This window comes from Hydrogenophaga sp. (genome assembly GCF_026125825.1).
Classification (GTDB): Bacteria; Pseudomonadota; Gammaproteobacteria; order Burkholderiales; family Burkholderiaceae_C; genus Hydrogenophaga.
On sequence record NZ_JAHCKK010000006.1, the window covers coordinates 87,244 to 101,914 of the forward strand.

General features: G+C 62.4%; 11 protein-coding genes. 8 read left to right on the top strand and 3 right to left on the bottom strand.

What is annotated here, in order from left to right; translation table 11 throughout:
* Positions 1–5 precede the first annotated feature (5 nt).
* From asnB to KIT86_RS04610, 8 genes are read left to right on the top strand one after another with little or no spacing between them, the layout of a single operon-like run.
* Entirely contained in the window at positions 6–1,931 is a 1,926-nt protein-coding gene (asnB, locus tag KIT86_RS04575; protein WP_297395421.1) for an asparagine synthase (glutamine-hydrolyzing), read from the top strand.
* The gene (locus tag KIT86_RS04580) at positions 1,928–3,142 is read left to right on the top strand and encodes a TIGR03087 family PEP-CTERM/XrtA system glycosyltransferase (RefSeq protein WP_297395423.1); all 1,215 of its coding nucleotides are present in this window, start codon (positions 1,928–1,930) and stop codon (positions 3,140–3,142) included. Before asnB ends, KIT86_RS04580 begins: the two co-directional genes overlap by 4 nt.
* Positions 3,139–4,455 (top strand): nucleotide sugar dehydrogenase, encoded by a 1,317-nt coding sequence (locus KIT86_RS04585; protein WP_297395424.1) that lies wholly within the window; start codon positions 3,139–3,141, stop codon positions 4,453–4,455. The genes KIT86_RS04580 and KIT86_RS04585 overlap by 4 nt, the downstream gene beginning before the upstream one ends.
* A complete protein-coding gene (locus KIT86_RS04590; protein WP_297395426.1) occupies positions 4,446–5,498 on the top strand; it encodes a transglutaminase domain-containing protein in 1,053 nt (350 codons plus the stop codon). The genes KIT86_RS04585 and KIT86_RS04590 overlap by 10 nt, the downstream gene beginning before the upstream one ends.
* Entirely contained in the window at positions 5,396–6,631 is a 1,236-nt protein-coding gene (locus KIT86_RS04595; RefSeq protein ID WP_297395428.1) for a glycosyltransferase family 4 protein, read from the top strand. The genes KIT86_RS04590 and KIT86_RS04595 overlap by 103 nt, the downstream gene beginning before the upstream one ends.
* The gene (locus tag KIT86_RS04600; RefSeq protein WP_297395430.1) at positions 6,628–8,007 is read left to right on the top strand and encodes a phenylacetate--CoA ligase family protein; all 1,380 of its coding nucleotides are present in this window, start codon (positions 6,628–6,630) and stop codon (positions 8,005–8,007) included. Before KIT86_RS04595 ends, KIT86_RS04600 begins: the two co-directional genes overlap by 4 nt.
* Positions 8,000–9,319: a putative O-glycosylation ligase, exosortase A system-associated gene (locus tag KIT86_RS04605; RefSeq protein ID WP_297395432.1), complete on the top strand. Its 1,320-nt coding sequence runs from the start codon at positions 8,000–8,002 to the stop codon at positions 9,317–9,319. Before KIT86_RS04600 ends, KIT86_RS04605 begins: the two co-directional genes overlap by 8 nt.
* Positions 9,310–10,272, top strand: a complete 963-nt coding sequence (locus KIT86_RS04610) for a polysaccharide deacetylase family protein (RefSeq protein WP_297395433.1) — start codon at positions 9,310–9,312, stop codon at positions 10,270–10,272. Before KIT86_RS04605 ends, KIT86_RS04610 begins: the two co-directional genes overlap by 10 nt.
* A gap of 60 nt (positions 10,273–10,332) precedes the next feature.
* Here the strand turns inward: KIT86_RS04610 and KIT86_RS04615 are convergent, their stop codons facing one another.
* The 3 genes from KIT86_RS04615 to KIT86_RS04625 all read right to left on the bottom strand — a co-directional run.
* A complete protein-coding gene (locus tag KIT86_RS04615; protein WP_297395435.1) occupies positions 10,333–12,003 on the bottom strand; it encodes an asparagine synthase-related protein in 1,671 nt (556 codons plus the stop codon).
* Positions 12,004–12,036: 33 nt separating this feature from the next.
* Positions 12,037–13,206, bottom strand: a complete 1,170-nt coding sequence (locus KIT86_RS04620) for a hypothetical protein (protein WP_297395437.1) — start codon at positions 13,204–13,206, stop codon at positions 12,037–12,039.
* Positions 13,203–14,671: hypothetical protein (locus KIT86_RS04625; protein ID WP_297395439.1), on the bottom strand; the 1,469-nt coding region annotated here is incomplete at its 5' end. The genes KIT86_RS04620 and KIT86_RS04625, both read right to left, overlap by 4 nt.

Here is a 14,671-nt window from a genome sequence, read left to right on the forward strand (position 1 = left end):
ACACCATGTGCGGCATTCACGGAATCATCCAACTCGACGGCCGGCCGGTGGCGCCGGCCACGCTCAGTGCGATGGGCGACGTCACCACGCACCGCGGACCCGACGACGAGGGGCAGTTCATCGACGGGGCCTGCGGCATCGCGATGCGCCGCTTGTCCATCATCGATCTGGCCGGTGGTCACCAGCCGCTGTGCAACGTCGACAAGACCCTGTGGCTGGTCTGCAACGGCGAGATCTACAACTACCGGGAATTGCGCAGCGAACTCCAGGCCAAGGGGCACCAGTTCCAGACCGGGTCGGACTGCGAGGTGCTGATCCACCTGTATGCCGACGAGGGCGATGCCTTCGTCAACCGGCTCAACGGCATGTTCGACTTCGCGTTGTGGGACGTGCGCCGGCGTCGGCTGCTGATCGGGCGTGACCGGCTCGGCGTCAAGCCGCTGTACGTGATGCAGGATGGGCAACGGCTGGCGTTCGCCACCGAAGCCAAGGCCTTGCTGACGCTGCCCGGCGCGCGGGCCGAACTCGACCGGTCCGTCGTGGCCAGTTATCTGCACCTGGGTTATGTCGCGGCGCCCGGCTGCATCTTCAAGGGTATGCGCAAGTTGCCACCCGCCACCTTGCTGGCCGTCGAGGACGGCAAGGTGCGCGAATGGCGCTACTGGCGGCTGCCGGGGCATATCGACAGCCAGTACACCGAACGGCAGTGGATCGACAAGGTGCGCACGCAGTTGGAGGCCTCGGTGCACATGCAGATGGTCAGCGATGTGCCCATTGGTGCCTTCCTGTCCGGAGGCGTCGATTCGAGTGCGGTCGTCGGCTTCATGGCCCGGCACTCGGATCATCCCATCCGCACCTATGCCATCGGATTCACGGGCGGCGAAGCCGAGGCGTTGTACAACGAACTGCCTTATGCGAAACGGGTCGCGGAGCTGTTCCGTACCCAGCACCGCGAGATCGTCGTCAAGCCCGATGTGGTGGACCTGCTGCCCAAGCTGCTGTGGCACATGGACGAACCGGTGTCCGACACCGCGTTCATCACCACCTACCTGGTGTCGCAATTCGCGCGGCAGGATGTGAAGGTCATCCTGTCCGGTGTCGGTGGCGACGAGTTGTTCGGCGGTTATCGGCGTTACCTGGGCGAACACTATGCGCAGCGGTATCGCAGCCTGCCTGGCTGGTTGCGCCGTTCGGCTGCCGCCGTGGCCGGCCGGCTGCCGGCCGACCGGCATTCGGGCCTGCTCAACACCATGCGCCTGGCCAAGGGTTTCCTGGCGTCGGCCGAGATGCCGGCCGACGACCGGTACCGCAGTTACCTGCAGGTGCTGGACCGGCAAACCGTGGCCGAACTGCTGCTGCAGCCGGGAGCCGCGCAGGCGGATCCGCTGGAGGCGGCATTTGCCGATGCGCACGATGCGGACGCGCTCAATCGCATGTTCGCGGTGGACGCGCAGACCCAGTTGCCGGACGACCTGCTGATGCTGACCGACAAGATGAGCATGGCGGTCTCGCTGGAATGCCGGGTTCCGCTGCTCGATCACGAACTGGTCGAACTGGCGGCGGCCATGCCCAGTGCCATCAAGGTGCGGGGTGGCCGGCTGAAACACGTGTTGAAGGAGTCCCTGTCCGACCTGCTGCCGGCAGACATCCTGGATCGCAAGAAGCGCGGCTTCGGCACCCCCATGGGCGCATGGCTCAAGAAGGAACTGGCGCCGCTGCTCGGCCGGCTGCTGGCGGCCGACGTGGTCGAGGCCCGCGGCCTGTATCGGCAGCCGGTGGTCGACCGCCTGATGGCCGACCATGCGGCCAACCGGATCGACGGCACGGACGCCTTGCTGGCGATGATGAACCTCGAGATCTGGAGCCGGATCTATCTCGACCGGCGCGATCCGGCCGACGTGGCAACGGAACTGAGGAGTTACCTGGCGTGAACATCCTGTACATCTGCCACCGATTCCCGTATCCGCCCAAGCGCGGCGGCAAGATCCGGCCGTTCAACATGATTCGCCACCTGACGGCCCGTGGTCACAAGGTGACGGTGTGTTCCCTGTCGCGGTCACCCCAGGAGACCGAGGAAGCGCAAGGTATTGCCCCGCATTGCGAGGCCTTCGAGATCGGACAGGTCCGGGAATGGGCGCAGATGGCACGCATGGTGGTGCGACTGCCGGTGCCGACGCCCTCATCGATGGGGTATTTCTATTCGCCGGAGCTGGCGCGGCGCATCGATGCGCATCTGCAGTCGAAGCGCTGGGACCTGGTCTTCGTGCATTGTTCCTCGGTCGCGCAATATGTGTCGTCGGTGACCGGCGTGCCCAAAATCCTCGACTTCGGTGACATGGATTCGCAGAAATGGCTGGAGTACGCGAACTACAAGCCGTTCCCGCTGTCGATGGGTTACCGGCTCGAAGGCGCCAAGATGCTTGCCGCGGAAAAGCGGCTGGCGCGGCAGTTCGACCTGTGCACGGCCACGACCCGCGCCGAGTGGGAGACCCTCAACGGCTATGGGACCGGCGCCGACACGGACTGGTTTCCCAATGGCGTCGACGCCGAGTTCTTCTGCCCGGTGGACGAACCGTACGATGCGCAGACGATCAGTTTCATCGGGCGCATGGACTATTACCCGAACCAGGAGTGCATGTCCCGCTTCTGCGAGCAGGTCTGGCCGCTGCTGCGGCAGCAACGTCCGGCCATGCAACTGCTCATCGTCGGCGCGGACCCGTCGCCGGCCATGCGCAAGCTCGGGGAGTTGCCCGGCGTGACGGTCACCGGGTCGGTGCCCGACGTGCGGCCGTTCATTCGCAAGTCTGCATTGATGGTGGCGCCGCTGAACATCGCCCGGGGAACACAGAACAAGATCCTCGAAGCCATGGCCATGGGGGTTCCCGTGGTCACCAGTACCATTGCCGCTGGTGGCGTGGATGCGCAATCCGAGGAACATTTCCTTGTTGCCGACACGCCGCAAGATTATGCTCAAGCGGTTTTGCGGATTGTCGACAACCCGCAGGAGCGCAGCCGCCTGGCGGCGGCCGGCCGTCAGCGCATGCTGACCAACCATGCATGGACCGGGTCCATGCAGCGCCTGGACGGCATCATCGAGCGCGCCATCGCAAATTATTCACAGAGAACGGGAACCGTGGCATGAGGATCAGCATTTTCGGATTGGGGTACGTCGGAGCGGTTTCACTCGCGTGTCTGTCGCGCGACGGCCATGACGTGATCGGGGTGGACATCGACCGCACCAAGCTGGACTTGATCATGGCCGGCAAGACGCCCGTGGTCGAAGAAGGCATGGTCGACCTGATGCAGCAGGTCGCCTCCAGTGGCAGGGTGACCGTGACCACGGATGCCGGCAAGGCCGTGCTGGACAGCGACATCTCGCTGGTCTGCGTCGGGACGCCGTCGGCGGCCAACGGCAGCCAGGACCAGGGTGCCATCCTGCGCCTGGCCCAGGAGATCGGCAAGGCGATTCGCAGCAAGACCGGGCAACACGTGGTCGTGTTCCGTTCCACGCTCGTGCCGGGCACGGTCGAGGACGTCTTGCGTCCCATCGTGGAGGAGCATTCCGGCAAGAAGGACGGCGTCGATTTCCATCTGTGCTTCCAGCCTGAGTTCCTGCGCGAAGGATCGTCGATTCGCGACTACGACAAGCCGCCGTTCACGATCGTCGGCGCCAACCACGCGTATCCGGTCGAGCAGTTGCGCAGCCTGTTCGGGCACCTGCCTTGCAAGTTCATCCAGACCTCGGTGCGATCGGCCGAGATGATGAAATACACGTGCAACAACTTTCACGCGCTCAAGATCACGTTCGCCAACGAGACCGCACGCCTGTGTGATGCGCTGGGGGTCGATCCGTTCGAGGTGATGGACCTGGTGTGCCAGGACACGCAGCTCAACATCTCGAAGGCGTACCTGAAACCGGGATTTGCGTTCGGCGGATCCTGCCTGCCGAAGGACCTGCGCGCCACCACGTACCTGGCCAAGATGCACGATGTCGAGATCCCGATGCTGGCAAGCATCCTGCCATCCAATCGCGCGCATCTGGACCTGGCATTCCAGAGGATCCTGGAGTCGGGCAAGCGCAAGATCGGATTCATCGGGCTGTCGTTCAAGACCGGCACCGATGACCTGCGGGAGAGCCCGCTGGTGACGCTGGCGGAGCAGTTGATCGGAAAAGGCATGCAACTGGCGATCTACGACCCGGAGGTGCATCTCGCCAAGTTGTTGGGGGCGAATCGGAGTTTTGTGGAGAAACATTTGCCGCATATCGGGGAGATGTTGTCGCCGGATATCGCGGAGGTGATTGGGGGGGCGGAGGTGTTGGTGGTGGGGCTGAGTGGTGGCGACGTGGCTGATGCGCTGGCTCGGCACTCCACGGCCGATCACCTTGTGCTGGATCTGGTCCATTTGCCGGATTCGATGAACCTGAGCGGCAAGATCGAAGGACTATGCTGGTAGCGACGCAGCTCATCGTCGTCGACGATGGCCGGCGCAATGTTTGGAAGTACCTGTTCTGGGTCGGCCTGTTGGCGGCGTTGCTGGCCGTGTTTTCCCTGGCTCCGTTCCTGATCGAGACGACCAACGTCGTCAAGTTGCGCAATGCCTTGCTGCTGCGCGACGCAGATGATGTCCGTTTCCAATGGACTCCGGCCGAAGCGCCTGTCGATTTCAAGTGGGAACAGGGGCCAGCCGACCCCTATTTCGTCGCGATCGCCGAACGCCTTCGCCTGGCCGAGATGCCGGACGACTGGTCGCGAGCGGTAACCATCAGCAGCCATCTGCTGACCAGCAGTGGCAAGAAGCTGCGTGGCGGTGCGATCAAGACCGACCTGCGGCGTACCTATGAGCGCATCACACGGAACGGCGACGGTTATTGCGGGGATTTCGTTCGGGTATTCATGGCCATCGCCATTGCGGGTGGCATGCAGGTCAGGCCTTGGGCATTTTCATTCGACGGCTTCGGGGGGCACGGCCATATCTGGCCCGAGATCTGGAACCGTCAGACGAAGGACTGGCAATTGGTGGGTGTTTTCAACAACTACTATTTCTTTGAGGACCCGGGCGTGCCCTTGTCGGCGCTGGAGTTTCGGCAGGCGTTGATGGAGGGTGCGGATTCGCTCAAGCTTGCACCATTGGATCCGGCAGCCCGGGTCGGCTGGAAGTACGAGGAGAAGGCCTGGGCCTACTACCGCCGTGGTCTGCCGCAGTGGTACCTGTGGTGGGGTAACGATGTATTCACCTATGATCGCGCTGGACTCGTTCGTTTGTTTGACGGCGTATCGCGCCCGTTGGAGCAGTTTGGCGGCGTGATCCAGGATGTGTCGCCTCGGCTGCAGGTCTTGTTGACGCCGGAGAACCGGCCGCAGGTGGAGGCGATGATGAGCCTCAAGCATCGGATATGGTCGACCATCTCGGTATTGATGGTGGCCTTGACGACCATCGTCGTGTCGCTGCTGTGCTGGCGTCCGTGGTCTCGTCGTGTGCCACGGGGAACGGCGTGAATCAATTGGTGGACCGTGTCGATCCCGCGGTTGTAACTACCGTGGCCGCGTTACCTGCCGTATGTATCGTGGGGCCGCTGCCTCCGCCGTCGGGTGGGATGGCCAATCAGGCCAGGCAATTGTCGTCGCTTCTGAAAGCCGAAGGCGTGCCGGTCGAATTCGTACAGACCAATGCGCCATGCCGTCCCGCCTGGATTGGATCAATCCCGATGGTCCGTGCCGTGTTCCGCCTGTGCCCCTATCTGGTCAGACTTTGGTTGGCGACCGGACGTGCGGATGTTGTGCATGTGTTTGCGAATTCCGGATGGGCTTGGCATCTGTTTGCCAGTCCTGCGCTGGCCGTGGCGCAATTGCGAGGTGTCCCCGCAATCGTCAACTACCGGGGTGGTCTTGCCGACAGTTTTTTTGCGACGGCTCCACGCTGGGTCCTGCGCATGCTGAGGGGTGCGGCATTGCGGGTGACCCCGTCGACCTATCTTCAGCGGGTCTTTGGCAAGTTCGGGCTTGCGGCAGAAGTGATTCCGAACATCGTGGACCTGTCTCGCTTCGCATTCGCGCCACATCGCGACCATGGCGCCGCTCCGCGCATCGTCGTCACGCGCAACCTCGAGAAGATCTACGACATACCCTTGGCTATCCGTGTCTTTCGCCGTGTGCGTGAGGCGTTTCCGGGCGCGAGTCTCGTCATCGCAGGAACCGGGCCGGAACGGGAAGCCCTGCAGTCCATGGTCAAGGACCTGGCCATCGACGATGCCGTGCGCTTTACCGGGCGCGTTGACAGCGCCGACATGCCTGCCCTGTATGCGGGTGCCGATTGCATGCTCAATCCCAGCAGCGTCGACAACATGCCCAACTCCATTCTGGAGGCGTTCGCCTGTGGCGTGCCGGTGGTCAGCACGGATGCCGGCGGAATCCCCGACATGGCGCAGCACGGCGTGTCGGCCTTGTTGAGCCCCGTCGGCGACGATAAGGCCATGACAGAGCACCTGCTGCGGGTATTGCGGGAGCCTGATCTTGCCGACAGCCTGCGACACGCGGGTCTCGCCGAAGCCAGGAAATACGATTGGCCGCAAGTGAAGCAACAATGGCTGGCTGCGTATCGCAGGGTGGCCAGGCACGAGGTGGCATCATGAGCCTGTATACCGCGTTGTGTTCCCGTGTCCTGTTTCCGGTGCATGAGCGCATCAAGGGGCACGACTCGGTCGGTCGCATGCACCGTCTCGAGTCCAGCCAGTGGTGGAGTGCCGAAGCCTTGCGCGAAGCCCAGGCCCGTCGCCTGAATGCCTTTCTGGTCGAGATCGGCGATCGCGTTCCCTATTACCGGGCATTGTTCCAGCGTTTGCACTTCGATGCGGCAGGTGTGCAATCCACGCGCGATCTGGCGCAACTTCCTCTGCTGACGAAGAGCACGATCCGAGACAACGTCGAGGGCTTGATGGCCCGTGACCATGGTCCGTTGACACGTTACAACACAGGAGGCTCCTCGGGAGAACCGCTGATCTTCTATATCGGGAAATCACGCAAGAGCCATGACGTTGCGGCCAAGTGGCGTGCAACGCGTTGGTGGGGGGTGGATATCGGCGACAAGGAGCTTGTCGTGTGGGGTAGCCCGGTTGAACTGAACACACAGGATCGCATCAAGCGTCTGCGTGATGGCATCATGCGCAGCCACTTGTTGCCGGCGTTCGAAATGTCGCCCGAGAACCTGGACCATTTCGTCCGAACGATTCGCGACATCCGCCCGACGATGCTGTTCGGATACCCGTCCAGCCTGTCGTTGATCGGGCAGCATGCGCATGCTCGCGGAGTCAGGCTCGACGATCTCGGTATCAAGGTGGCGTTCGTGACATCCGAGCGCTTGTACGACGAACAACGGGCCACCATCACGGAGGCCTTCGGCTGTCCGGTTGCCAACGGATATGGTGCAAGGGATGCCGGTTTCATCGCCCACGAATGCCCGTCGGGCAAGCTGCACATCTGTGCCGAAGACCTGGTTGTCGAGACAGTGCGTCCGGACGGATCGGCCACGTCGGAAGGCGAGGCTGGTGAGATCGTCGTGACGCACATGGCGACCACCGACTTCCCGTTTGTCCGATACCGCACCGGAGATGTGGGGATGCTCAGCGACAAGCCCTGCGATTGCGGGAGAGGCTTGCCGATCCTGCAGGAGGTGCAGGGACGCACGACGGACTTCGTGGTTGCCCGCGACGGCACCATCATGCATGGACTGGCCCTAATCTATTCCGTGCGGGATATGCCCGGTGTGGAGCGGTTCAAGGTCGAGCAGATGACGCTCGACCACACGGTCGTGCATGTCGTGGCCGGTGACGCATTCGGCGAGGCGCAGGCGTCCCAGATCGTTCGGGACTTCAAGGAGCGGCTCGGTCGGGACGTCCGTATCGACGTGCTGCGTGTTGCGCAGATTGCCAACGAGCGCTCCGGCAAGTTTCGATACGTGGTGAGCCATGTGAAGCCCGCCGCGACTTCGGGGAGCGGATTGCGTGCGTGACATTGCACTGACACTGTTCGTGATCGGCGTATTCCCGTACGCGATGCGGCATTTGTGGGCCGCCGTACTGTTGTGGACCTGGCTCAGCATCATGAATCCGCATCGATTGACGTATGGTTTCGCCTATTCCTTGCCGTTTGCCCAAGCGGCCGTGGCTGCAGCCGTGATTGCATTGATCATCAACCGCCACAGGTTGCAGGTACGGTGGGAGCCACCCATCGTGTTTCTGATCGTCTTCGTGGTGTGGATGTGCGTGACGACTGCGTTTGCATACAACGTGCCCGGCTCCTGGGAGCAATTGGTCAAAATAATCAAGATTCAGACTATGACTTTGGTTGCGTTTGCGGCATTGCGCGAGCGCAAGCACATCGAGCTGTTTTTGTGGGTGAACGCCTTGTCTATTGGCTTTTTCGGGTTCAAGGGAGGTATTTTCACGATCACGAGTGGCGGCGTGGCGCGTGTCTGGGGGCCAGGTGGCTTTATCGGTGGAAACAACGAAATCGGCTTGGCGATCGTAATGACCATCCCGTTGCTCAACTATCTACGCACGGTCGCCACCCGCAAGTGGCTGAGGCTGGGACTGCTGGTGACGATGATGTTGTGCGCCACGGCCGCACTGGGCACGCAGTCTCGTGGTGCCTTTCTGGCCATCTTTGCCATGATGACCGTGCTATGGTTTCGATCGAAGGGCAAATTTGTCTCCGCGATCGGGATCGCCATCTTTGCCACGATCTTGCTCGGCTTCATGCCTGAGACTTGGTGGGACAGGATGAATACCATCCAGAACTACGAGCAGGACGGCTCTGCTATGGGCCGTATCAATGCGTGGATCATGGCGTTCAATCTGGCAAATGATCATGTCTTTGGCGGTGGTTTCTTGATATATACGCCGGCCATCTTCGCGATGTACGCGCCTGATCCGCTCGATATACATGCTGCGCACAGCATCTATTTCCAGGTGCTGGGGGAACACGGATGGATTGGCCTGTTCCTGTACCTGGGGGTTTTCATCAGCGCTTTGGCCATTGCGGGCAACATCCGCAAGGAATCGGCCAAGAGGGCGGAGACGCAGTGGCTGTTCCATCTCGCAGGCATGTGCCAGGTGTCCCTGGTGGGTTTTGCCGTTGGTGGCGCATTCCTGAGCCTTGCCTATTTCGACCTCCCGTACAACATCGTGGTCGTACTGGTCGTGGCCCAGCGCTGGTTGCGTGACAAGCAATGGGAAAACGAGACGCAAGGTGCGTTCGGATCGCTCGACCCGCACAGCGAAATTCGCAAGGAAGTCAAGAAGAGGATACCCCGATGGTCCTGAAAGGCGTGGCTCGACTGCTGGCGCCATCCGGGCCTCAAGCCCGGTTGTCCATACTGATATTCCATCGCGTATTGCCGGCCTTGGACCCGCTGTTTCCGGGCGAGCAATATGCGAGCCGTTTCGACGAGATGTTGCGTTGGGTCGGACGCTGGTTTCGTGTGTTGCCGCTGGACGAAGCGGTTGCGAGGCTCGCTGACGGAACATTGCCATCGCGACCCGCCGCAATCACCTTCGACGATGGATATGCCGACAACGCGACCCAGGCTCTTCCGCTGTTGCAGCGCCATGGGATGAGCGCGACCTTTTTCATCGCCACGTCGTTTCTCAATGGCGGACGCATGTGGAATGACAGCGTCATCGAGTCGGTGCGTCTGTGCGACAAGGTGAGTCTCGACCTGCGAGATGCCGGCCTGGGCCTGCACCCTCTGGGTTCGATTGCGCAGCGTCAGGCCGCAATCGAGAGCTTGATCGGGCAAATCAAGTATCTCGACGCTGACGCGCGCCTGGATGCCGTTGCCAGGGTGGAACGCCAGGCCGGGGTGCGACTGCCGACCAATCTGATGATGACCGACACGCAGGTGCGGCAGCTGCGGGATGCGGGCATGCAGATTGGTGCACATACATGCAATCACCCCATTCTCGCTCGCTTGCCGGACGCAGCAGCCCGGCAGGAGATCTTGGACGGCAAGGCAGCGTTGGAGTCGATCGTCGCGGCTCCGGTCAGCTTGTTCGCCTATCCCAATGGCAAACCGAGCAAGGACTACCTGGCGGCGCACACCCGCATGGTGAAGGAGGCCGGTTTTTCCGCCGCTGTGTCCACGGCGCATGGAGTTTCTACGTCGGCATCCGACCTCTACCAGCTGCCACGCTTCACCCCCTGGAACCGCAGTCGCACGCGATTCGGCCTCAGCCTGCTCGCCAACTTGCGTCATGTGCGCTCCGAGGTCGTCTGACCGGTGCGTACCTGGCGCCCCAGGCGCCAGCCCTGCGGCACCACTTCTGCGGCGTGTCTGTTACCCGATGCGATACGCCGGGGCCTTGGCGGCAAGCCATTGCTCCAGCATCATCAGGATCCAGACCATTTCGCCGAAATAGCCGGGGTGTTCGGGCAGGCGCTCGGTGAGCAGCGTCTGGATGAACGCACGGCGCACGATGCCGCGATCAGCCAGGTTGTGCAAGGACGTCTTGGCCATCGCCTGCAGGCTGGGCGTGTTGTTGGCCCAGACTCCGAACGGCAGTCCGAATCCTTGTTTCTTCTTGGCGATGATCTCGTCCGGCAGAAAACCACGCAGGGCTTCCTTGAAGAACCACCGCAGCGTCAGATTCTTGAGCTTGTATTCCGTGGGAAGCTTGAGCGAAAAGTCGAGCAAGCGGCTGTCCAGCATCGGAAAACCGACCGAGACGCCGGCAAGTTCCGTTGCATACCGCACCTTCGGAAGATCGCTGTCCGCAAGCGTGAAGCGCCAGTCGAACGCCAGTTCCTTGTTGAGGTCCGTGCAGTCGCTGACGCTGTTCCAGATTTCGCGCTGCAGCTGCAGGGGGGCAGTGGTGTCGACGCGAGCCAGCATCTGCGGAGTCAGGACGTCGTCGAATCCGAGCCGCATGACCAGGTTGTACAACTGCAGCCGGTCGGGCATCGGCGAGCCGGCCTGCTCGACGTAGCTTCCCGCCTTGCGTGTCAGCACGAAGCTGTTGGCCGCGCGGGTCTTGAGCAATGGTTCCATCACGGTCGACCGGACCAAGCCCGGTACATACTGGTACCAGCCGAAGACGCGCTGCTTGGCGTAGCGCGAATTGCCGCCGAACAATTCGTCGCCACCATCGCCAGCCAGCATCCGGTCGACACCATCGTCACGTGCCATTTTGGCGCAGTAATACGCCGGCAGCAGAGACGAGTTGCCAAAGGGCTGGTCGCACGATGCGGCGACCGACGGAATACCGCGCACCAGGTCGTCCGGCGTCACATAATATTCGTGGTGCTCGGTCTTGAAGTGCCGCGATGCGAGCCGGGCGAACTCCATCTCGTCGTAGCCCTGGGCATCGAATCCGATCGAGTATGTTGCCGCGACCTGGCCCGTTGCCAGGCTGACCATGCCCGCCACCGTGCTGCTGTCCGTGCCGCCACTGAGGAAACACGCAGCCTTTTCGCCGTGAATCTGCTCGCCGACCGCAACTGTCAGCAGGTCCCTGAATTCCGTTTTGAGTTCGTCGAAGGACGGATTCTTCGTTTCGGAGAATGTCGGGTGCCAATACCGGGTAATCGTCAACGTGCCGTTGGCAAAGGTTCCGCAGTGACCTGGCGGCAGGCGCAACACGTTCTTGTAGATCGTGCGCGGCGCCGGGATCATGTGGAAGTACAGGTAGTCGAAGATGGCTTGCGGGTCGATCTCCGGCTGATCATCGGCCAGCACATCGGCGCGACTGGCGAAGTGAAGTCGTCCGTCCTTGATTCGATAACACAGCGGGTGGGTGGCGAACCGGTCGACGGCGATGAACGCGGTCCCGTCCGGATTGTGCATGCCGACAGCGAAATCCCCAGCCGCTTCCGATGCGGTCTTTGCGGGGTTCCTTTGCATGGCTTCGCGCCAGGCGGCCAGATCGCCCTGGCACTTGGCCAAGGCGTGCAGGGCTTGATCGGAGAATGTAGGACGACCGGAGATGAGCGGTTGGGTGGATTCCAGCATGCAATTGAATGGGCAAAATGGGGCCCGCGCGGCCTAGGCGATGCTTTGGGTTGCCCCTGGATTATGCGTGACGTTCTCGAGTACCTGCACCATGCGCGGATGCCGGTATTCAGCGGTTGGTTGCAACGACGTGCCGGCGACCTCGCCCACCACTGCTGCGCGGCCGATCAATCGCGAACTGCTGCGAAGTCGGCAATCGTATCGGGACATGTCCACGAAGTCATCGGCCGTTGCATGCAGGTTGTTGCGAAATTCGACATCTCCCGAGGTATCGAAGTTGCCGCGCCCGACCAGCAGGTTGTTGACCGCCATCACGGTTGTCGGGCCGCGCGCGACCCGCAAAAAAATACCTCCCCAGCCTAGCGGGTCGATCAAGGTGTTGTGTGCCAGGTACAGCGCGTTGCGTGTCCAGTGGTAGGACTCTGCGCCGAACGAGATCATGTGTCTGTTCTCCGTATCGGCGGATTGGCCGATGACATTGCCGAGCACGATGGCCAGTCCGCCATCGGGAAACTCGAGCTCGTAGCTGGCGGTACCTCCGGCCTCGTCGGTCAACCGGTTGTAGCGAATCGTGTTGACGGCCGCACGGCTCTTGAGCAGATGCCCGGTGCGCGCGTGATGAAAGTAGCTGCCCGTCACCGACAGGCTGGCGATCCGCCCGGCATACAGATTGTGGTTGTGGCCATCGGGACGCTGGTTGAAACCGAACTCGCAACCCTCCACCTCCAGCCTGGTGGTTGGATCGTTGTTGGTCAACAAACCCATCTCGTTGTACAGGAACCGGCAGTCGTTGACCCGCAATGATCCCCTGTCCAACCGGATGCCGGCGCCATTGCGGTCGGGCACTCTTGCTCCCTCGAAATCGAAGCCCGTCACGCGCATGCGTGGCGCACGTACCACCCAGATGCCCTTGCCCTCGGCCGCAGCGCCGTCGGCCAACAGGCGCACCCGACCGCCTACTGCGCGCAGCGAGACGTCGGGTTGTGTCCACACCGCAACGTCTCCGGCGTAGGTGCCAGCGTCGACCTCGACCACGGTGCCAGGTTTCACCACGCGCGCGGCGTGTTTCAGCGTCTTGACACGGCGCCGGGGGCCGACTTGCAGCACGGTCTCCTGCGGGGCGGGGGGTGACGGCTTGGCGGCATGCGCCGCGCCGCTGACCAGGCATGCCTGCGCGACAGTGAAGGTTCTGCGGCTGATCATGATGCCGGCTTTTCCTGGTGGTTTGCGCGACCGTCGTCGGCCTTCTTGCCGGTGGGGCGCTTGTCCGCCATCGGCAGCCAGAAGACTGACTGTGTCCAAGCCACCATGCCGACAAACAGGACGTGAAACACCGCAAAGCGCGCCAACAGGTTGACCCCGGACGCATATTGCGTGCGATCCGTGCTGAACAGGAACTGCATGGCGGAAAATACCTGGCCTTGCTTGATCACGACGGGCTCCGTGCCGGACCGCAGCAACAGGTAGCCCAGCGGCAAGGACAACGCAAGGCTCGCGGCCGCGATGGCAATGCGGGTACGACCGCCGCGATGGCGCAGCGCGGCCACCATGGAGCCAACCGTCGCCACGACCAGCACGTAAAGAAAAAGCAGGGCGAAGGCACCGATGCTGGCGTTCGATGCCATCAGTTCCGTCAGATTGTCGGTACCTGCCCAGGTGACGATGACCGCGTACTGGACCGGGAACAGTAGCGCGACAAAAAGTGCCAGCCACACAGGCGTGCTACCGACACGTTCCGCGTTCAGCGCGGTCACCAACAGGGCGCCGGCCATCAATGGCGTGCCGATCGTGCTCAGCAGAGTGGTCAGGCGGGCCATGATTTCGGTATCCCAGGGCCAGCCGAGCACCGGCGATCCGACCACATCATGGATGGACTCCGGCAAGACTGCATAACGCAAGCTGACCCATCCCACCAGGCCGTACAGGACGATCGCGGGCGGAAGCGCGACAAACCGGGATCTGCCTGCCGCCAGCCAGCGTACCGACCAGGCGGGAAATCCGAACACCCAAAACACGGCAATCGCCAGCAAGACCGGCGCCGCGACAGGATGGTAGGGATTGAGCAATTCGCGGACGTTGTACGGGACGATGGGCAGGCGCGTCAGCACCGCGACGAGCACGGCCAGCACGAGCACGTGCAGTGCGCTCGCGCGCCATGACTTGCCCTTGAAACCGGTGGCGGCGATCGGGGCCTGGACATGGACCGGTCGCAGGCGGCTGGGTGCCGTTGCAACGTATGTCGCTTGCGGCACTGGTGCGGCGACTTCCCCTGGTGGCGTGGCGGTGGTGGACCGATGCCGGGTCGGTCGCTGGCAGACGATGACGGACGTGGCCATGGCCAGCGTCACCATCAAGACCAGTCGGGGCGCGTCGAGGATGCTGTCGAACGCGCCGACCACGAGCAGCCCGAGCAAGGAGGTCAGCAGAGCGGTGGCTGTCACATCTGTGTGCAGCAGGCGACGGGAGAGCCGAATCGTCGTTGACGCAATCAGCGCGCTGAACAGCAACAGCCCGACCCAGCCCTGGTTGAACAGGACTTCAAGCCAGACGTTCTTGATGTGCCAGGGAAGGTGATTGAACGGCGAACTGAAATGCCAGCGGTCGGCGCCTGACTGGAAGTCGCCGTTTTCCAGGCGGTCGACGCCGCCCTGGTCGAGCAGTGCGATGT

What these genes read in the sequence shown, in the direction of transcription:
- KIT86_RS04620 (WP_297395437.1), bottom strand. Translation starts at nt 13,206, where the DNA reads ATGATCAGCCGCAGAACCTTCACTGTCGCGCAGGCATGCCTGGTCAGC.
- asnB (WP_297395421.1), top strand. Translation starts at nt 6, where the DNA reads ATGTGCGGCATTCACGGAATCATCCAACTCGACGGCCGGCCGGTGGCG.
- KIT86_RS04615 (WP_297395435.1), bottom strand. Translation starts at nt 12,003, where the DNA reads ATGCTGGAATCCACCCAACCGCTCATCTCCGGTCGTCCTACATTCTCC.
- KIT86_RS04585 (WP_297395424.1), top strand. Translation starts at nt 3,139, where the DNA reads ATGAGGATCAGCATTTTCGGATTGGGGTACGTCGGAGCGGTTTCACTC.
- KIT86_RS04595 (WP_297395428.1), top strand. Translation starts at nt 5,396, where the DNA reads ATGGTCGACCATCTCGGTATTGATGGTGGCCTTGACGACCATCGTCGT.
- KIT86_RS04590 (WP_297395426.1), top strand. Translation starts at nt 4,446, where the DNA reads ATGCTGGTAGCGACGCAGCTCATCGTCGTCGACGATGGCCGGCGCAAT.
- KIT86_RS04610 (WP_297395433.1), top strand. Translation starts at nt 9,310, where the DNA reads ATGGTCCTGAAAGGCGTGGCTCGACTGCTGGCGCCATCCGGGCCTCAA.
- KIT86_RS04600 (WP_297395430.1), top strand. Translation starts at nt 6,628, where the DNA reads ATGAGCCTGTATACCGCGTTGTGTTCCCGTGTCCTGTTTCCGGTGCAT.